Raw genomic sequence first — 19,743 nt, 5'->3', positions numbered from 1 at the left:
GAGGTCTCGTGAGCCGCATCCCGAATGTCCTTGCCAACCGTTACGCCAGCCCCGCTCTGAAGGAGCTGTGGTCGCCGGAGCACAAGATCGTGCTCGAGCGTCAGCTGTGGCTGGCGGTGCTGCAGGCTCAGGCCGAGCTGGGTATCGACGTCCCGCAGGAGGCCGTCGCCGACTACGCGCGCGTGTTGCACCAGGTGGACCTCGACTCGATCGCCGACCGTGAGCGGGTCACCCGCCACGACGTGAAGGCCCGCATCGAGGAGTTCAACGCCCTCGCCGGTCACGAGCACGTCCACAAGGGCATGACCAGCCGCGACCTCACCGAGAACGTCGAGCAGCTGCAGGTGCTGCGCTCGCTCGAACACGTCTACAACCACGGCATCACGATCGCCGCCCGCCTCGCCGAGCGCGCCGCGGAGTACACCGGCATCGTGATGGCCGGCCGCTCCCACAACGTCGCCGCGCAGGCCACCACGCTCGGCAAGCGCTTCGCGTCCGCCGCCGACGAGATGCTGGTGGGGCTCACCCGCGTGCGCGAGCTCATCGATCGCTACCCGCTGCGCGGCATCAAGGGCCCGATGGGCACCGCGCAGGACATGCTCGACCTCCTCGATGGTGACGCGGCCAAGCTCGAGCAGCTCGAGACCAAGGTCGCCGAGCACCTCGGTTTCGCGCACGTGTTCACCAGCGTCGGCCAGGTGTACCCGCGCTCGCTCGACCACGACGTGCTGTCCGCGCTGGTCCAGGTGGGTGCCGCATCGTCGTCGATGGCGCACACCATTCGCCTGATGGCCGGCCACGAGCTGGTCACCGAGGGCTTCCAGCCCGGCCAGGTGGGCTCGTCGGCGATGCCGCACAAGATGAACACCCGCTCGTGCGAGCGCGTCAACGGCCTGCAGGTGGTGCTGCGCGGCTACGCGTCGATGGCGTCGGAGCTGGCCGGTGCGCAGTGGAACGAGGGCGACGTGTTCTGCTCCGTCGTCCGCCGCGTGGCGCTGCCGGACGCGTTCTTCGCGATCGACGGGCAGATGGAGACCTTCCTGACCGTGCTCGCCGAGTTCGGCGCCTACCCGGCCGTCATCGAGAACGAGCTGACCCGCTACCTGCCGTTCCTCGCCACCACCAAGGTCCTCATGGCCGCCGTGCGCGCCGGTGTCGGCCGCGAGACCGCACACGAGGCCATCAAGGAGCACGCCGTCGCCGTCGCCCTCGCGATGCGCGAGGAGGGCAAGGAGCCCGACCTGCTCGACCGCCTGGCCGCCGACGACCGGCTGCCGCTCGACCGGGCTGCGCTCGACGAGGCGCTGGCCGACCGCTCCGCGTTCGTCGGTGCCGCCGGCGCGCAGGTCGACTCGGTGGTCGCCGAGGTCCAGAAGCTCGTCGACGCCAACCCGGAGGCTGCTCGCTACACGCCGGGCGCGATTCTGTGACAACGGGTTCCGTCACCGTCGGAGAGCTGACCGCGTATCTCGCACAGCCCGAGGGCGGCAGCGACACCGTCATGCTGCTGCTGCCGATGATCAACGGCATCGACGCGCAGGTGCGCGAGTACGCCGACGACGTCGCCGCGTCCGGGGCCACCGCGCTGGTCTGGGATCCGTGGCACGGACCGAGCCTCGACGACACCGCCAAGGAGCGGCTGTTCGAGCTCATGGGCGAACTCGACGACGAGGCGTGCCTGGCGGAGATGGCCGCGCTGCTCGACTACGCGCGCCGCGAACTGGGTGCGCGCCGCGTCGGTGTGATGGGTTGGTGCCTCGGTGGGCGGTTCGCGCTGCTGCTCGGCGCCCGCGATGCCGATCTCGCGAATGTCGTTGCCTACCATCCGTCGATCTGGGATCCGGCGCCCGCGAACCATGCACTCGACGCGATCGAGCTGGCGCCGTCCATCACGGCGCCGGTCATGGTGCTGCACGCCGGCGCCGACACGATCCTGTCGACCGAGTCGTTCCGGGCACTGCAGGCTGCGCTGCAGTCGCGCGAGACCGGGGCGACGATCGTGCACGCCTACCCGGGTGCCGCACACGGCTTCAGCGCCCGGGCGCGCCACGACGATCCGGTGAACAAGGCGGCCTGGGAGATCTCCTGGCCGCAGGCGCTGGCGTTCGCGACGGCGACCTCGGCCCGGTAGTCGGTCCCGTTCATCGTTCCCGGGGTGGCGCCATAATCGGGTCATGACGATCACCGTGCGCCGCTCCGGACCCCGGGACCGCGAGGCGATCCTCGCGCTGATGAAGGCGTCGCGGGGCGACGGACTGTCCGCAGCGGAGCGCGCCGAGCGCGGATTCGTGCAGGGGAACATGGACGAGGACGTCCTCACGCGCTTCGAGGAGGGCACCGGCGTCTTCGTCGCCGAGGAGGGCGGCGCCCTCGCCGGGTTCGCGATGACGTCCGAGCCTGGCGCGATGTCGTCGGGCCCGCCGCGGTTGGCCGTGGACGCGGTGGGGGAGGGGGCCGGCCGACTGTTCCTGTACGGTCCCGCCGCAGTCGATCCCCGGTACCAGGGGCGGGGTGTGCTGACGATGCTGCTCACCGCGCTCAGTCGTGAACTCCGCGACCGTTTCGCCCTCGGTGTGGCGTTCGTCGAGGCCGCCAATGCGAAGTCGCTTGCCGTGCACCGGCATTACGGCATGACCGAGGCGGCGACGTTCGTGTTCGACAGCCGGGACTACTGCGTGTTCACGTTCGCCCCCGACGAGTTCGCGGACCGCGGCTGAGGTCAGCAGCCGTCGTCGGCGGTGAGTGTGCCGAGGATCCGGCTGAGTTCGTTGCGGTCGTGGTCGTCGAGGCCGGCGAAGAAGTCGGCGGCCTGGGCGTCGCGGGCCGCGGACATCTCGTCGAGGAGCCCGAGACCGGTGTCGGTGAGCCGGACGCACACGGCGCGACGGTCCACGTCGTCGGCGACGCGTTCGACGAGCTCGCGCTTCTGGAGTCGGTCCACCACCTCGGTGGCGGAGCGGGGCGCGATGCGCAGCGCCTTCGCGACGTCGCCGAGCCGGGGGCGCCCGCCGGCCTCGCCGTCGATCACGCGCAGCGCGCGGAACTCGTGCGGGGACAGTCCCCATGGTTCGAGCGCCGCGAACCAGCGTCGGCGCAGCCCCCTCGATGTGGACATCACGAGGTCGCGTAGCTGCTCGGCCGTTACCTCCGTCATGTGCCGGAGCCTACCTCACTTGACAGCTACCTCATGTTGAGGCAACCTCAGTAAAGGCTTGCCCCGACATCTGAGAGGGGTGGTGCAATGACAAGCCCTCCATTCGGCGGACCCGGCGGTGGTCCGATGCGTACCCGCAAGGCCGACCCCGCCGACCGCGCCCAGCTCGAGGAATCGCCGGTCAGCTTGCGCCGGATCGGCGCCCTGTTCGCGCCGTACCGCTGGCAGATCGCGGTCGTGGTCGCGCTCATCGTGGCGTCGTCGGCGATCTCGCTGGCCAACCCGTTCCTCGTGCGTGAGGTCATCGACCGGGCGATCCCCGAGCAGAACGTGAGTCTGCTCGTGTGGGCCGTGATCGCGATGCTCGCGATCACCGTCGCCACGGCGGTGTTCGGCGTGGTGCAGACCTGGATCTCGACGACCGTCGGGCAGCGGATCATGCACAACCTGCGGACCCGGGTGTTCACACACCTGCAGCGGCAGTCGCTCGGCTTCTTCACCCGCACCCGCGGCGGCGAGATCCAGTCGCGGCTCACCAACGACATCGGCGGCATGCAGACCGTGGTGACATCCACGGCGACGTCGATCGCGTCCAACGTCACGACGGTGATCGGCACCGCGATCGCGATGGCCGTCCTCAGCTGGCGGCTGTCGTTGCTGTCGCTGATCGTGCTGCCGCCCGCGATCTGGCTCACCCGCAAGGTTGCGCTCATGCGGCGCGAGATCACCGCACAGCGCCAGAAGGCGCTGGCGGACATGCAGACCCAGATCGAGGAGAGTCTGTCGATCAGCGGCGTACAGCTGGGCAAGACGCTCGGTGCGGGGCCCGCCCTGTCGGAGCGTTTCTCCGGGACGTCCACGCATCTGGTCGATCTCGAGGTTCGCTCGCAGCTGTCCGGACGCTGGCGGATGGCGACGATGAGCATCATCTTCTCCGCGATTCCCGCGCTGCTGTACCTCGCGGCCGGGTTGCCGGCGACGTCGGGCGGCATGACGATCGGCACTCTCGTGGCGTTCACCGGACTGCAGACGACACTGTTCCGTCCGCTGATGGGCCTGCTCGACGTCGGTGTGTCCGTGACCAGTTCGCTGGCGCTGTTCAGCCGGATCTTCCAGTACCTGGATCTGCCGGTGGAGATCGACGACCCGGAGAAGCCGGTCCCGATGCCGCGGGAGAAGGTCGACGGAGCGGTGCGGTTCGACCAGGTCGGCTTCCGGTACGAGAACGCCGACCGCGACGCCCTCACCGACGTCACGATCGACGTGCCGGCGGGCTCGTCCCTCGCACTGGTCGGCGAAACCGGTTCCGGTAAGACCACTCTGGCGTCGCTCGTCGCGCGCCTGCACGACCCGACGTCGGGACGGGTGACGATCGACGGGGTCGACCTGCGCGACATCCGGCTCGCCGAACTGTCCGAACTGGTCGGCGTCGTCTCCCAGGAGACGTACCTGCTGCACGCGACGATCCGCGAGAACCTGCGGCACGCCCGTCCCGAGGCGTCGGATGCCGAGATCGAGGCCGCGGCGAGGGCGGCGCAGGTGCACGAGCTGATCTCGTCGCTGCCCGACGGCTACGACACCGTCGTCGGCGCCCGCGGACACCGCTTCTCCGGGGGCGAGAAGCAGCGCATCGCGATCGCGCGGACCCTGCTGCGGGACCCGCGGATCCTGGTGCTCGACGAGGCCACCAGTGCGCTCGACAACGAGACCGAACGGGCCGTGCAGGCCGCGCTCGACGTCGTCAGCCGCGGCCGCACCACGATCACCATCGCGCACCGTCTCTCGACGATCCGGGACGCCGACCAGATCGCGGTCCTCGACCACGGCCGAGTCGCCGAGCGCGGCACCCACGAGGAACTGCGCGCGCTCGGCGGCCGGTATGCCGCGCTACTCGCGCGAGGCGGCGGCGCCGGCCCGACGGCCGAAGAAGGTGCCGTCGCCGAGCGAGGTGCCACTGATGTAGCCCCACGAGTGCAGGCCCGACGTCGCGCGTCCGGCAGCGAAGAGGCCGGGGATCGCGTCGCCGTCGAGGTCTAGGACGCGGCCGTCGACGGTGGTGCGCAGGCCGCCGATGGTGAACACCTCGGCGCCGCCACCGCCGGTGCCGCCGTCGCCGTACTCCGGCGGAGCCATACCGCGCTGGACGTCGATCGCAGCGAACGGCGACTGCAGCGGACGCAACCAGCGCGAGGACTTGCGGAAGTAGGGGTCCTCGCCGTGTTCGGCGAACCGGTTGTACTCGCCGACGGTGTTCTGCAGCGCGCCCTCGGGCATCCCGATTTCGCGTTCGAGCTCCTCGAGGGTCTCGGCGACGAAATGGGGCTGCACGCCCCAGCGTTCGTCGACCGGGACTTCCTCGTAGGCCTGCTCGTCGAGGATCACCCACACCTTCAGGTTGTGCTTGAACAGTGCAGCCTGCCCGACCAGCCCGGGGTAGACGTCCTCGTTGATGAATCGTCGGCCGACACTGTCGACGATCATGCCGCGCACCATCATTCCCGGGACCAGCGAGATTCCGACCTGGCCCGCGGACATGTGTTTGACGGCCGCACCGACGGCCTGCGCCATCACGATGCCGCGGCCGTCGTCACCACCGTCGCTGTTGACACCCAGCCCCACCAGTTGCGGCGCGTGCTGCGCGAGCATCTCCTTGTTGTCGGCGAAGCCGCCGGTCGTGACGACCACGCCGCGGCGGGCGCGGTAGGTGACGGTGTCGTTGAAGTGTCGGGTCACGACCCCGACGACCCGGCCGTCCTCGACGATCAGGCGCAGGGCGGTGGTGTCGGTGTGGACGGCGATGTCGGTCTTCGCGACGGCCTCGCTGAGCACCGCCATCAGCACCTTGCCGCCGAAACCGTCCGAGGTGACGCGGTGCCCACGGGGCGCCGGTTCCGCGATCTCGTAGAACGGATAGGCGTTCTCACCCATCCACATCAGGCCGTCGTCGGTGGGCGGCACCCAGGTGGGGGAGTCCCACAGTGACGGCTTGAACGGGACGCCGTGGTCGACGAGCCACTGGTAGTGGGCGACGCTCTCGCGGCTGTAGAGGCCCACCTTCTCCTGGTCGGCGTCCGGACCGAGCGCGGCGAGGAGGAACTTCTCCATCTCCCCGGCGGTATCGGTGAAGCCGCACGCCTCCTGGATCGGGGTGCCGCCACCGAGATACATCTCGCCCCCGGACAGTGCCGACGATCCGCCGCCACCGCTCTGCCGCTCCAGTAGGACCACGTCGGCGCCCGCGGCGTTCGCCTCGAGTGCGGCCGACGCACCGGCACAGCCGTAGCCGATGATCAGGACGTCGGTCTCGTGGTCGTAGCCGGCTATCTCGGCGGCGTCGATCGGGGTGACGGGTACGCGTGCGCTCATCCGGTTCTCCTGTCGTGACACTGGCATGACTGTGGTGCCGGTCACAGTAGGGTCGCGATCTGGGGGGCGAGAAGGCGCATTTCCAGTGAGCGGGAAGACGGCCGGGACGGGTCGCCAATCCTCTTGAGTCAGCGGAAATTCAGCTCCAGTGGCAGCGATCGATGGCGGCGCACCATCAGGCTCGGCACCCACTCGGCGCCGGCGTCGGCGATCGTGAACGACGTGGTGCGCTCGAGTAGCGTCGTCAGCGCGGCGCGTGCCTCCATCCGGGCCAGCGCCGACCCGACGCAGAAGTGGATACCCTTGCCGAACGCGAGATGGCCCTTGAGGTTGGGGCGGTCCAGGCGGGCGGTGTCGGGGTCGTCGAACGTCGCCGGGTCACGGTTCGCGGCACCCCACAACAGTAGAACATGGCTTCCGGCGGGCAGCGGGACGCCGCCGAGGGCGGTGTCGGAGACGACGTGCCGGTGATGCCCGCGGAACGGCGACTCGAGCCGGAGGGCCTCGTCGAGGAACGCGTCGAGCAGCTGCGGCGCGCGCCGGAGGCGTTCCTGCAGTTCCGGGTTCGTCGCAAGGATGCGGGTCGCGTTGGCGATCAGCCCGGCCGTCGACTCCCCGCCCGCACCGACCAGCTGGACCAGGATGAGCACGGCGACGTCGTCGGTGAGCTCGCCCTCGTTGCAGGCGTGGGCCAGCACCCCGGGCAGGTCGGTCTGTGGATCCCGCTTGGCCGCAGCGAATTCTGTGTACAGATAGCCGGTGAGCGCCGCGGCCGAGGCCATCAACTCGGGCAGTCGATCCGCGGTCACGACCCCACCCAGCATCTCGGTGCTGTCGTACGCCCACGAGAGCAGTTGCGGAACATCGCTCTGCGGCAGTCCGATCAGGCTCGCGACGAGGGCGAGTGGCAGTGCGTCGGCCATCTCACGCGCCCACTCGAAGGTGACGCCGGGGCGTAGTCCCGCGTGCCACAGGTCGTCGACCAGCGCGTGAACGGTGGGGCCGAGGGTGCGGATCCGCTTGGCGAGTTGTGCGAGAACGAGTTTGCGATGCATCGCGTGTGCGGGGTCGTCGGCCGTGGCGAGCACGTGGACGGCGCGTCCGCCGCCATCCATGTCGAACGTGACGGGCGGGCCGTCGGCCTGCTGCACCAGCACCCCGGTGAGGTTCGACGAGAAGTCGTCGGGCCGGGCCAGCGCCTCGGTCACCAGCGCCCACGACGACACCAGGTGGAAGTCGGTACCGGGGACCCGGTACACGGGGTCGTGCTCGCGCAGCATGGCGTACAGCCGGTACGGATCATCGAGGTGCGCGGGGTCGAAGATGTCGAGGCCGTCCGGTGGCGTCGCGGTCACGGATGTCGTCCCTTCGGCGGTGAAACCTGTTCTGGTAGGCCCACCGTCCAGCCCAGGACGGCCCGGTGTCAAGAGGGCCGCGGGAACTGAGAAAGCGCCTGTGAAATGCGCGAATGGCACGTCTCGAGGGTGGATCCGCGCGGTGGGGTTATCGCAGGTGACGCCGGTTCCGTGTTGTAGACGAATTCGGCTGCCTGTCTCAGAATGAGACGACAGGGGGTTGGTGATCGGAGAGCGGCGTGGCAGGAACGGGAGACTGGCTCGCGGGCGGAAGCCGGCGGGAACTGGCGGTCGAGCGGATCATCGCCGCGGCGGCGGACCTGTTCCTCGAGCGCGGTTTCGATCAGGTCGGTGCCGTCGACATCGCGGAGCGAGCGGGCTGCTCGCGGGCGACGCTGTATCGGTACGTGGGCGGGAAGCCCGCGATCGTGTCGGCGGTGGTGTCCGCGGCTGCGGCGTCCGTCGCGGACGACGTCGCCCGCGCGGTGGCGCACCTGCGCGGTGGCGACCGGGTTGTCGAGGCGATCCTGACGTCGGTGGCGGCGGTGCGGGCGAACCCGACACTGTCGTACTGGTTCGCACACACCCGCACCGGCGCGGCCGACAGCTACCTCGCGTCGTCGCCGGACCTGGCGCAGTTCGCGACGACGCTGACCGGGGTTGCCGCCGGCGATGCGGCGGGGGCATGGATCGTCCGGGTGGTCCTCACCCTGCTGGCATGGCCGGGAGCCGACGACGACACGGAACGACACATGGTGCGGCGCTTCGTCGCCCCGGCATTTGCCACATAACATCGACGAGCATGAGCCACTGCGTCTTCTGCGCCATCGTCGCCGGTGAGGCGGAATCGAGCCTCGTGTACGAGGACGAGCACACCATCGCGTTCATGGACATCCGTCCCTTCACCCCCGGCCATCTGCTGGTGGTGCCGAGGGCGCACGCCGCGAACCTCGCGCAGTTGGACTCGGAGGACGGTGCACGCCTGTTCCGTGTGGGGCAACGGGCCGCCGCCGCGCTTCGAGGAAGTACGGTGGGGGCAGGGGGAGTGAACTTCTTCCTCGCTGACGGAGTGGTAGCTGGTCAGGAGGTGTTCCACGTGCATCTTCATGTCGTTCCGCGGACAGCGGGCGACGGTTTCGGTCTGCGCGGGCGCCCCACCGCGCCACCACGACCCGACCTGGACTACCTCGCCGGTTCGATCCGCGGTCGACTGGGCGCTGCCGATGCCTGACGTGACGACCGCCCCGCCCTACCTGCACCAGCGCTTTCCCGAACTGGCGGAATCGCTTCCGCACGTACGCCTGGGAGCGTCTCCGACGCCGGTGCGCAAACTGGACGGCCTCGGTTCGCACGGCCGGATCTGGCTCAAGGACGACAGCCGCTTCGGCTCGGGTGGCTGGGGCGGCAACAAAGTTCGCAAACTCGAGTGGATCATCCCCGACGTCCTCGCCCACAAGTCGAAGCGCATCATCACCGTCGGAGGACTGGGAACCAACTGGGGACTCGCGACCGCGTTGTACGCCAAGCAGTTCGGGATCGACACCGCGCTCGCATTGATCGACCAGCCGGTAGACGACCACGTCCGCGCGCAGCTCGCGCGGTTGCAGCGTTCCGGCGCCGTCCTGCACTTCACCCGCAGCAAGGTCCGCACGTTCGCGTGCGCGCCGTGGCTCATGATCCGGCACATGAAGGGCGGCCGGATGCCGTACTACCTTCCGCCGGGTGGGTCCTCGCCGATCGGTGCGCTCGGCTACGTCGAGGCCGCGCTGGAACTGGCGGCACAGGTCCAGGCGGGAGAGATTCCCGAACCGGCACACATCGTCGCGCCTGTCGGCTCCGGCGGTACCGTCGCCGGACTGCTCCTGGGCCTACGGCTCGCGGGACTGCGCACCGGCGTCGTGGCGGTGGTCGTCAACGACACCCTGCCCCTCGGCGATCGTGAGATCCGCGATCTCGCGGGGAGAACCGAATCGTTGCTGCGGCAACGTGGAGCCGACCTCGGCGACGTCGACCTGCGCTCCGCCGGTCTCACCGTGACCCGCGAATACCTCGGCCCCGGTTACGGATACGCAACCGCCGAGGGCCGGGCCGCACAGCGCGTCGGCAGCGAGTTCGGAATTCCACTCGACCCCGTCTACACCGCGAAGGCGTTCGCCGGACTGCTCGAGATCGACGCGCACACCCGTGGCGGGGACGGTCCGATCGTCATGCTCGACACCTTCGGTCCGCGTCCGGACTGAGATCGCTACCCGTGGCTCCGGCTGATCGGTCGCGGCATCGACGGGCGCCCGAATCTGCGCATGCAGACCTGCCGGAGCCGCTCGTCGAATTCTCGGGGAGTGATACCGAACGTCACGAAGATGTCCTCTCGCCGGGGCCCGCCGTAAGGCTGCCACCGCAGTGCGAACGTGATGATGTGGTCGTCGTCGGCGTGCATGGTGTCTCGTCGCTCCTTACGGTTCGGAAATCGTCAGCTGGTGGTTCGGCGTCGGCGCGGTAGATCGGCCGGTCGCGAAGCGAGACCGGCGCTCGGCCTCGGTGAGTCCGCCCCACACGCCGAATCGTTCCGCGTGCTCGAGCGCGTAGGACCTGCACTCGGCGAGGACCGGACACCGCTCGCAGATCTTCTTCGCGGCCTGTTCCAGACGTATCCGTTCTCCCCAGATGCGGGTGCGCGGTGGGAAGAACATGTCGGTCGCAACTGCACGGCACCGAGCCGATGCCTGCCAGGTCGAGTCGGAACGACGCTGCGTTGCGGGTGAAACGTCGCGGTGTGCGCTCATGCGCGGAAATGAGTCCTTCCTGGATGGGAATCGGCCCGCGGCGGTAGCTCGTGCCCGGGTGTGGGCGCGACGCCGCGGACCGGCGTTGCGCCCACACCGTCACGTCAGATCGCCGCGGACCCACCGTCCACCGGCAGGTTCACGCCGGTGATGAACCGAGCCTCGTCGGACGCGAGGAAGAGGACGGCGTTCGACACGTCGACGGGTTCCACCCACGGGGCGGGCAGAGCCAGCAGCGTCGACGACGCCTCGGCGAACTCCTCGGCGGTGGGGTTCTCGCGGTCCGGCCGGAACAACCGCCACACCGCGTCGTTCTGGATCATGTCGGTGTTGCAGTTGGTGGGGGAGACGACATTGACGCGGATCGAGTGCGGCGCGAGCTCCATCGTCAGCGACTTCATGAGACCGATGACGCCGTGCTTCGAGGTCACGTAGTGCCCGAACCGTGCGAAGCCCTTCGTGCCGGCGTCCGACGAGGTGATCACGACCGTTCCTCCGCGTCCGCCCCGGATCAGATGCGGCACAGCGGCTTTGCAGGTGTTGAACACGCCGGTGACGTTGACGTCGATGACGTCCGCCCAGTCGCCGACACGGATGTCCTGCACGTCGTCGCCGAACTGGAAGATGCCGGCGTTGGCGGCCACGATGTCGAGCCTCCCCAACTCTTCCACCGCGGCGGCGAGGCCGGCCTCGAGAGCCTCGTAGTCCCGAACGTCGGCCTTGTATGCCACGATTCGGCGACCCTCCTTCTCCACCAGTCGCACGGTCTCGGCGAGATCCTCGTCCGTCGCGGGCGCGTAGAAGTTCGACGTCCGCCCCACGTCGCCGCACACGTCGACGGCGATGATGTCTGCGCCCTCCTGGGCGAGCCGAACCGCGTGACTGCGGCCCTGCCCGCGAGCTGCGCCGGTGATGAATGCGACCTTGCCAGCGATCCGACCTGTCATGTCCTGCTCCAATTCTCGTGCTGACGTGGTCACTGCGCGATCTCCAGTTCGCCCATCCGTGACCACTCGGTTCCGGGAACCTCGGTATTGATGATTCGGGGCGTCTCGCTCAGTGCGGGACGCATTGATTCGAGGCCGCGACGGAAGTGGTCCGCGGCGACGTGCTCCACGCCCGCCTCCGCGTCGCGGAAGGCCTCCACGAGCACGTACTCGGACGGGTCGTGCACGCTGCGCGACCACTCGTACCAGAGGTTTCCGGCCTCCGCGCGGGTGGCCTCGGTGAAGTCCTTCGTGATGGAGAGCCAGTTCTCCTGGTGTTCGGGAAGGACCTTGAACTTGACGACGATGAAGATCATCGGGGTACTACCTCGTTCTGATGGTTCGATCGAATGCCGGGCGCGCACGGCGGTGCGGACCGGGATGGAGGTATGGCGAACGGAGCCGAGGTCCGTCGATGGGACCCCGACCTACCGCCGTGGGATGGTGTTGCGTGTAGAGGGGCCGGTCGTCAGGACGGCAGGTACTCGTACGAGACCTTGTGCATCTTCAGCTCCATGAAGGTCTCGAATTCTCGTACTCCACCGATCTCCGGAATCCGCTTGTGCAGCAGATCGTTCAGGTGATCGTTGTCGCGACAGACCAGCTGCACGTACACATCGGCGTGTCCGATGCACGTGGACACGTAGGTTGCTTCCTCCCAGGCTGTGAACTCGGCGACCACGTGATCGTGGTGGCCGGGTTCCACCCGGACGAGCAGGAAGGCGAGGACTCGGTAGCCGAGACGGAACGGGTCGGCGATGGCGACGATGTTGAGTACACCGGATTCCTGCATCCGGCCGGTCCTGATCCGCACGGTGCCTTCCGAGACACCGAGTTCGCGCGCGATCTGCCGGTACGGCATGCGGCCGTCGGCCTGCAACAGGCGCAGGATGCCGCGATCGATGTCGTCGAGGCCCTCGACCGAGATCTCGGATCCGTTCATGGACTCCGCACTCCCCGTGATCGTCATCTTGCGCACCGGAACAGTCTATGTGTTACGCAATCATCATGGTTGTCGACTCTCATCGACACGTTCCGCAATCCCTACGTAATTGCCACGGGATCGGTGTCCGGAACCAGGACCGCGCGTCCTCGCACCCGACCGTGGTGCAGGTCGTCGAGTGCCTTCCGGAAGTCCGAGAACGGGTACTTCACGGTGTGCAGGTGCACGCGGCCCTCGGCGGCGAGGGCCATGAGCTCGACCAGGTCGTTGTAGGTGCCGACCAGGTTGCCGACGAAGTTGATCTCGGTGCTGATCACGTCGATGGTGGGGATGTCGAGGTTGCCGCCGTACCCGATGACGTAGTACGAGCCGGCCCGGCGCAGCATCGCCACTCCGGCGGCGATCGCGGTGCCCTCGCCGACGAAGTCGAGCACGGCCTCGGCACCTGCACCGTCCGTCAGTTCGAGCACCTGCTCGGCCTCGGTGCCGTCGGCGACGACGGTGACGTCGGCGCCGATCTCCTCGGCCAGCTGCAGTGCCGCGGGTGACCGGTCGACCACCACGATGCGCGCCGCGGTGAGCGCCTTCAGAACCTGGATGCCGATGTGGCCGAGCCCGCCGGCGCCGATGACGGCGACCGTCTGCCCGGGGCGGAGGATCTCGGCGGCCTTTCGGGCGGCGTGGTACGCGGTCAGCCCCGCGTCGGCCAGCGCCGCGACATCAGCGGGAGCGAGTGACGGATCGAGCTTGACCACGCTCCGCGCGGACGTCCTCAGGTACTCCGCCATTCCACCCTCGGTGTCGATTCCAGGGAAGTCGGAGGCGGTGCAGTGCACGTCGTCGCCGCTACGGCAGGCGTGGCACAGACCGCAGGTAGCCAAGGGATGCAGGATGACCTTGTCGCCTACCGCGACGTTCGTGACGGCGGAGCCGATCTCGGTGACGGTACCGGCGTTCTCGTGGCCGATCGTGTACGGGAGCCGGACTCCGCTCTTGTTCTGCCACTGGCCCTCGATGATGTGCAGATCGGTCCTGCACACGCCGGCGCCCTCGACCCTCACGATGACGTCGTGCGGACCCTGCAGGGTCGGCGTAGGGACCTCGTCGAGCGTCGGCTGCTGGTCGTATTCGTGTACGCGGACTGCCTTCATGTCAGCTCCTGCTCTCGGTGGGTAGGTCGGCGCAACCGGTCTGGGCGGTTGCGTCCGCAGCCGGATCGGAATCCGGATCGGTGCGGTCGGAGTGGTCGTCGTCTCGGACGCGCCATTCGATGGAGGTCTTGTCCTGGACGCGCTGCCGGTAGTACCAGAGCACGCAGGCGATCATGAGAATGCCTATGCCGGTGATGGTTTCGCTCAATCCGCCATAGCCGGTCAGGCCGGGGTTGAGGATGCCGACGCAGATCGCGAACGCGTTGATCGCGAACAGGCCGCACGCGATCGGGATCCACGGCCGTGCCAGACGGATCGGTCGGGGGATGTCGGGGCGGTCCCGGCGCAGCAGTACGAACGCGCCGACCGCGAGGGTCACGGCGGTGAGGTAACCGAGGTTGCTCGCCAGCAGGATCGCGATCGGCTCGCCGAGCACGATCAGCACGACGACGTTGATCATCATGTCCGTGGTGAGGGCCCGACCGGGCACCCCGTACCGGTTGAGCACGCCGAGCTGCTTGATCGTCCCGCCCGAGCGGGAGATCCCGTAGAGCGAGCGCCCGCCGTCCGCAGTCGCGGTCATCATGGCGATGATGAAGGCGGCCATGATCGGCAGCTGGCCGAGCCACGAGTAGCTGCCCAGGATCTTGTCGAATGCCAGTCCGATGTAGTTCACCGGGTTGGCCCCGATGGTCTCCTCGCCCAGTGCACCGACCACGACGTAGGGAACCACGAGGTAGATGCCCAGGATCATCGCCGCCGAGGCGCGTAGCGCACGGGAGGTGTCCTTGACCGGATCCTTGTACTCGGCGGCGAAGCTGGCGCACACCTCCGTGCCGTACGTCGTCCACGCGGTGATGTAGAACCAGACGACGATGATCTTCCAGTCCAGTGGAGAGCTGGTGCCGCCCCACGTGATTCGACTCATGTCGAAGTCGACTCCGGAGGACACGAACGGTCCGACGACGAGGACCACCAGCCCGATGACGAGCAAGGCGCCCGTGACCCGCGCGACGCCCGCGGCGATCTTGACGCCGAAGTAGTTGAGCGCCCAAGCGGTGACGATCGCGCCGATCGCGATCAGATAGGGGAGGCCCAGTTCGTGGCCGATCGGAAGCCTGATTGCGATGTCGTTGTCGGGGAAGAACGCCTGTTCGATGAGTGTGCCGAGCACGACGCCCTCGACGGACAGGGACAGGGACCAACCCATCCAGTAGCCGAACGCCGCGATGGCGCCGAGGGGTGCGAAGTGACGCTTCCAGCCTTCGTAGGCGTAGACGGAGATGCCACCTGATTTGTTGGGAAACATCGCGGCCATCTCTGCGAAGAGATGGCTCTGGAGGAACGCCAGGGTGCAGGCGACTCCCCAGATCGCGATGGCGGTCCATCCGCCGATGGCGCCGACGGTGTAACCGAGAGTGAGGAACAGGCCGATCGGCATGTTCAGGGCGAAGACCATGCCGTCACGCCAGGTGAGCGTGCGGACCATGGACTCGCTGTGGGCTGCCGCATGGGCAGGTTCGTGGCCGCTCTGTGGTGGCCGTGGTAAATCAGCTGAACTCACTGGATTTCCCTCCAGAGTTGCTGGTGCCGTGTCGGTCGGTTTGGGGGGGGCGGTCGCTGTCTGGGTCTTCAGGCGGTGGCGTCCTGCCATTCGGGAATGCTCCCGATTTCGGTTCGGTCTGCAATCCATCTGCGACACTTGATCATCAGGCGGGGCTGACTGACGATGCAGGCGCCGACGAGTCTGTTGTCGCGCGAGTAGAGGGCCGCGAGATGGTCGGGCGTTCGGGAGAGGAACCGGACGGTGGCGCCACCCGTGGTGTCGCCGATGATGTCGATTCGACGCCCGAACTGGTCCGACCACACGTAGCCGACGGCGTCGAGAGTCCGCTTCTCGTCGTCGATGAGGTTGTGAGCCACGATCCTGGCCTGCTCCGTTGCGGATGTCCAGTGTTCGTGGCGGTGCAGGACGCCGTTCGCGTCCGCCCAGCACGCGGCGTCGCCGACGGCCCACACCCGGTGGCCGGCGCGCCCGGTCGGATCGCAGTGCACGCCGGCCGCGGAGATGTCCAGGCCGGACCCGCCCAGCCACTCGACGTTCGGCACCGCGCCGACACCGACCACAACGAGATCGGCGTCGATTGCCTGGCCGTCGTCGAGAAGAACTCGTTCAATCCGGTCGGTTCCTTCGAGGTCTGCCACGGACCGTCCGCAGATGAGACGGACCCCGTGGTCGCGGGCGAGATCGCCGAGAACCGGCGCGACCGAGGCGCCGAGGTTCCGGGAGAGGGGGATCTCGGCGACCTCGACGACCGTGACGTCCACACCCGATGCGCGCGCCGATGCCGCGACCTCGAGTCCGATGAACCCGCCACCGATGACGACCAGATGGCTGCACGAGCGCAGCCGCTCCCGCAGGAGGTGGGCGTCCGTGAGCGTGCGCAGGGTGAAGACGCCGTCGGGGGCCTGCGGGAACGGATTCCGGGGCCGGGCGCCGGTGGCGATCACGAGGTCGTCGAACTCGATCTCGCTCATCGTCGTCCGTAGCGATCCCCGCTGCGGATCGACGTGCAATGCGCTCTCCCTGAGGCGCAACTCGATCCCGTTGTCGTAGTACCAGGACCCGGGGTGGAACGCCAGCGACTCGGCGGACTCCTCCTTCGTCAGTGCCGACTTCGACAGCGGGGGACGGTCGTAGGGCAGGTCCGCTTCGTCGCCGACGAGTGTGATCGCGCCTTCGAATCCCTTGTTGCGCAATCCTTCTGCTGTACGTACACCGGCGAGGGACGCGCCGGCGATCACGATACTCGCCATTCCGCTCACATCTCCAACCGCAGAGCGGCGGCGGGACACGACCGCACGCCTTCCTCGACCTCGGCGAGTGCGTCGCCCGACACCTCCCGCGCCAGGAGCACGACCTTTCCGTCGTCTCCGAGATCGAATGCGTCGGGGGACGTCACCACGCAGTTCGCGTAGCCCTGGCACTTGCTCAGGTCAACCTTGATAGTGGCCATCTCGAGTCCTTCGAATGTCTGGTCAGGACGACAGCGCGGTCACCGCGGTGCGCATGAAGCTCTGCAGCGGGCTCTCACTGTCGAGCAGGAGGCGGCCGGCGGGCACACGGCCCGAGTTGTAGCCGATCTGCTGGATGTCGGTGGCGCGCTTGTCCTCGATGAGCGTGCGGTCCCACATGTCGAGCCATTCCTTCACGACCACCGGGTCGGCGCCGGGCTTGGCGTACATGTCCACGAAGGCCCAACACTTCTCGGGCGAGACCGGCTGGACGCTGCCCACGAAACCGACGTAGTCGTCGAGTGCGAAGAACGACGAGGGGAAGGTGAACGCGAACCGGAAGCCCTTCAACCCGGCTGGGTCGACGCCCGACGGAAGCCACTTGATGGGGCCCTGGTGCCAGATCGTGTTCGCGTCCGAATCGATCGCGTAGTCGTCGGGGTTGGTGTGGTACGTCCTGCCGAAACTGGTGTTGTGCAGCGTGGGGCAGTGGTAGCACTCGACGGCGTTTTCCGCCCAGAGCTTCCAGTTGCACTCCATGTCGTACTCGTAGCGCACCTGGAACTCGTACTCGCGCAGATCGGTGTTGATCTCCGCGGCCCGCTCCTGGATTCCCGCGGTCACCGACGACAGTGGGGCGGCCGCGGGGTCGGGGTTCACGAACACCCACTGATCCCAGCGTTCGACCGACACGGGCTCGAGCGAGATGGTCGAGCAGTCGAAGTTCGGCTCACGCTGCGAGCGCGGTGCAGTCTTGAGCTGCCCGTCGAGTCCGTAGGTCCAACCGTGGTACGGGCATTGTAGGAGGGGCTTGTTGCCGTTCTCCTCCGCGATCGCGTGCAGTCGATGCCTGCACACGTTAACGAATCCGCGCAGTTGCCCGTCCTTGCCGTGCGTGACGATGATCGGCAGCGATCCGGCGCGGGTGACCGCGTAGTCGCCGGGCTTCGCCACCGCGGATTCGTGGCATGCATACTGCCACGACTTGGCGAAGATCTTCTCCTGTTCGAGTCGATGGATCTCGGGTGCGTAGTAGAAGGGCGCCGGAAGGGTCTCTCCCGCGTCGAGTCGGGCGAGCATCTCGTCGGTCGACGGCAGCCCGTACTTCGTCCGAACGTCTTCCATCTGAACCATCACTGGTCACAAGTCCTTTCGCTGTCGTTCAGCCGGGCGTGTAATGCAGCTCACAGCCCGTTGCGTAACAGCATGCGGGCTTGACTACGCAAAGTCAACACCAACTGGCCGAATCGCTACGCAATGCGTTTCGTCGATCACGATCGCATGCGGGATGCGTTCCGCGGGGGTGCGGCTCGATGTACTTTGTCGCCATGAAGTGGTGGCTGCTGGTGGGTGCAATCGTCTGCGAGGTCGTTGCGACGTTGTCGCTACGTGCGGCCACCGACCATCCCGCGTGGTACGCGCTGGTGGTGACGGGTTACGTCGCGTCGTTCGGATTCCTGTCGGCGGTTCTGCGGCGTATGGCCGTCGGGGTCGCGTACGGAATCTGGGGCGCCTGCGGAATCACGATCACGGCGGTGGCTGCCGCGGTGATCTTCGGTGATGCGCTGACCGTCCTCATGGGGTTCGGGATCGTTCTCGTCATCGCGGGGGTTCTTGTCGTCGAACTGGGCGCGCAGGCGGCCGAGGAAGCGCGTGCCGCCGGTGACGCGGAGCTGCGGGAGAAGGTCCAGTGACCTGGATCCTGCTCGTTGCGGCGATCATCGTCGAGGTCGCTGGAACGTTGTGTCTCAAGGCTTCCGACGGTGGCCGGCGGCGGTGGTGGCTGTTGCCGACCGCCGTCGCCTACGTTGCCGCGTTCGGTCTGATCGCCGTCGTCCTCGATCGCGGCATGGCGGTCGGGGTTGTGTACGGCATCTGGGTCGCATGCGGTGTCGCGCTGACGGCGATCCTGGGCCGGCTGATCTTCCGGGACCCGCTCACACCCCGAATGGGGCTCGGCATCGCGCTCATCATCGCCGGGGTGCTCGTGATCGAACTCGGCGCGGCGTCGGCTGCGTAGGTGTCGAGCCTTCTGTCTCGGTCAAGTGGACTCTTGTCCAGAAAGGTGTCGACCGACGGTCGGGCCGCGTGGTAGAACATGTTCCAGTTTGCTGCTGATTCGTGGCGGGTGTGGCCGAGTGACGGGTGCTGTGCCGACCACGCTCACCGAAGGAATTCCATGCACTGGTACACCGGAAACACCCTCTACGACACCGTCTTGACCTGCGCCTTCGCCTTCGCGGCGTTCGTGATCGTCGGCGGCTTCTTCGCGCAGAGTTCGTACGGTCGCTTCTCCTCCACCAACCTCGGCTTCAACCTGAACCCGAAGCTGGGGTGGTGGCTCATGGAGATCCCCGCAACCGTCGTCTTCGCGGTGTTCTACCTGACCGGACCCAACCGGTTCGAGCCCACCTCGCTGGTACTGGCCGCGGTGTGGCTGCTGCACTACGCGAACCGCGGCTGGTTCTTCCCGCTGTCGATCCGTCAGGTCCCGGGCAAGCGCAGTACGTTCAACGTCTCGGTGATCGCGATGGGCGTGATCGTCACGTCGATGCACGGCTATCTCAACGGCGCGTTCTTCAGCCACGACTACATGCACCAGTACGACACCGCGTGGCTCACCGATCCCCGTTTCCTGATCGGTCTGGTGGTCTACCTGTTCGGCTTCGCGCTGCTGGTGAATTCCGAGTCGATCGTCCGCAACCTGCGCGACAAGAACAACCCCGGCGCCACCGAGTACCGCATTCCGATGGGCGGAGGCTTCCGATTCGTCTCCAGCCCCGCCTATCTCGGCGAACTGATTGCCTGGGCAGGGTTCGCGCTGCTCACCTGGTCGCTCGCGGGCGTCGTCATCTTCCTCATCACCGCCGGCAACCTGATTCCGCGCGCGATCGCCACGCACAAGTGGTACCGGGACAAGTTCGTCGAGTATCCGAGCGATCGCAAGGCGCTGGTGCCGGGGCTGGTCTGACTCCCGCTTCCTGCTCCCG

At 67.7% G+C, this 19,743-nt stretch carries 22 protein-coding genes and 1 pseudogene; 10 read left to right on the top strand and 13 right to left on the bottom strand.

All coding sequences use genetic code 11. From position 1 onward, the window contains the following. Window positions 1-8: 8 nt before the first annotated feature. Genes purB through ABEU20_RS13375 form a run of 3 tightly spaced genes read left to right on the top strand, consistent with a single transcriptional unit; the run spans window position 9 to window position 2,717 of the window. The gene (gene purB, locus ABEU20_RS13385; RefSeq protein ID WP_420164893.1) at window positions 9-1,430 is read left to right on the top strand and encodes an adenylosuccinate lyase; all 1,422 of its coding nucleotides are present in this window, start codon (window positions 9-11) and stop codon (window positions 1,428-1,430) included. Further along, window positions 1,427-2,131, top strand: coding sequence for a dienelactone hydrolase family protein (locus ABEU20_RS13380; protein WP_420164892.1), 705 nt, complete (start codon window positions 1,427-1,429; stop codon window positions 2,129-2,131). The genes purB and ABEU20_RS13380 overlap by 4 nt, the downstream gene beginning before the upstream one ends. A gap of 43 nt (window positions 2,132-2,174) precedes the next feature. After that, on the top strand, window positions 2,175-2,717 hold the full coding sequence (locus tag ABEU20_RS13375; protein WP_420164891.1) for a GNAT family N-acetyltransferase: 543 nt from the start codon (window positions 2,175-2,177) through the stop codon (window positions 2,715-2,717). A gap of 2 nt (window positions 2,718-2,719) precedes the next feature. Here ABEU20_RS13375 and ABEU20_RS13370 read toward each other — a convergent pair whose 3' ends face one another. Beyond that, window positions 2,720-3,154: a MarR family winged helix-turn-helix transcriptional regulator gene (locus ABEU20_RS13370; protein ID WP_420164890.1), complete on the bottom strand. Its 435-nt coding sequence runs from the start codon at window positions 3,152-3,154 to the stop codon at window positions 2,720-2,722. 87 nt (window positions 3,155-3,241) lie between these two features. On the opposite strand from ABEU20_RS13370, the gene ABEU20_RS13365 reads away from it, so the two are divergent. Then, entirely contained in the window at window positions 3,242-5,191 is a 1,950-nt protein-coding gene (locus ABEU20_RS13365; protein WP_420164889.1) for an ABC transporter ATP-binding protein, read from the top strand. On the opposite strand, the pseudogene ABEU20_RS13360 reads toward ABEU20_RS13365, so the two are convergent. Further along, window positions 5,108-6,520 (bottom strand): annotated as a pseudogene (locus ABEU20_RS13360) (FAD-dependent oxidoreductase); the annotation flags it as partial. The gene ABEU20_RS13365 and the pseudogene ABEU20_RS13360 sit on opposite strands and share 84 nt — an antisense overlap. A 128-nt stretch (window positions 6,521-6,648) precedes the next feature. Further along, window positions 6,649-7,875, bottom strand: a complete 1,227-nt coding sequence (locus ABEU20_RS13355) for a cytochrome P450 (protein ID WP_420164888.1) — start codon at window positions 7,873-7,875, stop codon at window positions 6,649-6,651. 239 nt (window positions 7,876-8,114) lie between these two features. On the opposite strand from ABEU20_RS13355, the gene ABEU20_RS13350 reads away from it, so the two are divergent. The 3 genes from ABEU20_RS13350 to ABEU20_RS13340 are packed head-to-tail and all read left to right on the top strand — an operon-like array spanning window position 8,115 to window position 10,115. Beyond that, window positions 8,115-8,666, top strand: a complete 552-nt coding sequence (locus ABEU20_RS13350; protein ID WP_420164887.1) for a TetR/AcrR family transcriptional regulator — start codon at window positions 8,115-8,117, stop codon at window positions 8,664-8,666. Window positions 8,667-8,677: 11 nt separating this feature from the next. Beyond that, entirely contained in the window at window positions 8,678-9,106 is a 429-nt protein-coding gene (locus tag ABEU20_RS13345; RefSeq protein ID WP_420164886.1) for an HIT family protein, read from the top strand. Beyond that, window positions 9,099-10,115: a 1-aminocyclopropane-1-carboxylate deaminase/D-cysteine desulfhydrase gene (locus ABEU20_RS13340; protein ID WP_420164885.1), complete on the top strand. Its 1,017-nt coding sequence runs from the start codon at window positions 9,099-9,101 to the stop codon at window positions 10,113-10,115. Before ABEU20_RS13345 ends, ABEU20_RS13340 begins: the two co-directional genes overlap by 8 nt. A gap of 5 nt (window positions 10,116-10,120) precedes the next feature. On the opposite strand, the gene ABEU20_RS13335 is transcribed toward ABEU20_RS13340, so the two are convergent. From ABEU20_RS13335 to ABEU20_RS13290, 10 genes are all read right to left on the bottom strand, one after another. Next, window positions 10,121-10,312 carry a hypothetical protein gene (locus tag ABEU20_RS13335; protein WP_420164884.1) on the bottom strand — a complete coding sequence of 64 codons (192 nt, stop codon included), beginning with the start codon at window positions 10,310-10,312 and terminating at the stop codon, window positions 10,121-10,123. 16 nt (window positions 10,313-10,328) lie between these two features. Continuing rightward, entirely contained in the window at window positions 10,329-10,658 is a 330-nt protein-coding gene (locus tag ABEU20_RS13330; protein ID WP_420164883.1) for a WhiB family transcriptional regulator, read from the bottom strand. A gap of 104 nt (window positions 10,659-10,762) precedes the next feature. After that, on the bottom strand, window positions 10,763-11,605 hold the full coding sequence (locus tag ABEU20_RS13325; protein ID WP_420164882.1) for a mycofactocin-coupled SDR family oxidoreductase: 843 nt from the start codon (window positions 11,603-11,605) through the stop codon (window positions 10,763-10,765). 29 nt (window positions 11,606-11,634) lie between these two features. Next, complete coding sequence (locus ABEU20_RS13320) at window positions 11,635-11,961, bottom strand: putative quinol monooxygenase (protein WP_420164881.1); 327 nt, start codon at window positions 11,959-11,961, stop codon at window positions 11,635-11,637. 152 nt (window positions 11,962-12,113) lie between these two features. Next, complete coding sequence (locus ABEU20_RS13315; protein ID WP_420165131.1) at window positions 12,114-12,614, bottom strand: Lrp/AsnC family transcriptional regulator; 501 nt, start codon at window positions 12,612-12,614, stop codon at window positions 12,114-12,116. A 74-nt stretch (window positions 12,615-12,688) separates the two neighbouring features. Continuing rightward, window positions 12,689-13,738, bottom strand: coding sequence for an NAD(P)-dependent alcohol dehydrogenase (locus ABEU20_RS13310; RefSeq protein WP_420164880.1), 1,050 nt, complete (start codon window positions 13,736-13,738; stop codon window positions 12,689-12,691). Between the two features lies 1 nt (window position 13,739). Next, on the bottom strand, window positions 13,740-15,227 hold the full coding sequence (locus ABEU20_RS13305; protein WP_420164879.1) for an APC family permease: 1,488 nt from the start codon (window positions 15,225-15,227) through the stop codon (window positions 13,740-13,742). Window positions 15,228-15,370: 143 nt separating this feature from the next. Further along, window positions 15,371-16,555, bottom strand: a complete 1,185-nt coding sequence (locus ABEU20_RS13300) for an NAD(P)/FAD-dependent oxidoreductase (protein WP_420164878.1) — start codon at window positions 16,553-16,555, stop codon at window positions 15,371-15,373. A 5-nt stretch (window positions 16,556-16,560) separates the two neighbouring features. Continuing rightward, entirely contained in the window at window positions 16,561-16,755 is a 195-nt protein-coding gene (locus tag ABEU20_RS13295) for a ferredoxin (RefSeq protein WP_420164877.1), read from the bottom strand. A 22-nt stretch (window positions 16,756-16,777) separates the two neighbouring features. Then, window positions 16,778-17,878, bottom strand: a complete 1,101-nt coding sequence (locus ABEU20_RS13290; protein WP_420164876.1) for an aromatic ring-hydroxylating oxygenase subunit alpha — start codon at window positions 17,876-17,878, stop codon at window positions 16,778-16,780. 203 nt (window positions 17,879-18,081) lie between these two features. Between ABEU20_RS13290 and ABEU20_RS13285 the strand changes: the two genes are divergently transcribed. From ABEU20_RS13285 to ABEU20_RS13275, 3 genes are all read left to right on the top strand, one after another. Beyond that, window positions 18,082-18,447 (top strand): DMT family transporter, encoded by a 366-nt coding sequence (locus ABEU20_RS13285; protein ID WP_420164875.1) that lies wholly within the window; start codon window positions 18,082-18,084, stop codon window positions 18,445-18,447. Beyond that, a complete protein-coding gene (locus ABEU20_RS13280; protein WP_420164874.1) occupies window positions 18,444-18,773 on the top strand; it encodes a DMT family transporter in 330 nt (109 codons plus the stop codon). Before ABEU20_RS13285 ends, ABEU20_RS13280 begins: the two co-directional genes overlap by 4 nt. Before the next feature lie 159 nt (window positions 18,774-18,932). Next, window positions 18,933-19,724, top strand: coding sequence for a phosphatidylethanolamine N-methyltransferase family domain-containing protein (locus ABEU20_RS13275; RefSeq protein ID WP_420164873.1), 792 nt, complete (start codon window positions 18,933-18,935; stop codon window positions 19,722-19,724). The last annotated feature ends 19 nt before the right edge of the window (window positions 19,725-19,743 follow it).

The organism is Rhodococcus parequi (assembly GCF_046042785.1).
Classification (GTDB): Bacteria; Actinomycetota; Actinomycetes; order Mycobacteriales; family Mycobacteriaceae; genus Prescottella; species Prescottella parequi.
Note: the sequence above shows the minus strand (reverse complement) of the source record. Positions and strands in the feature narration are given on the sequence as shown.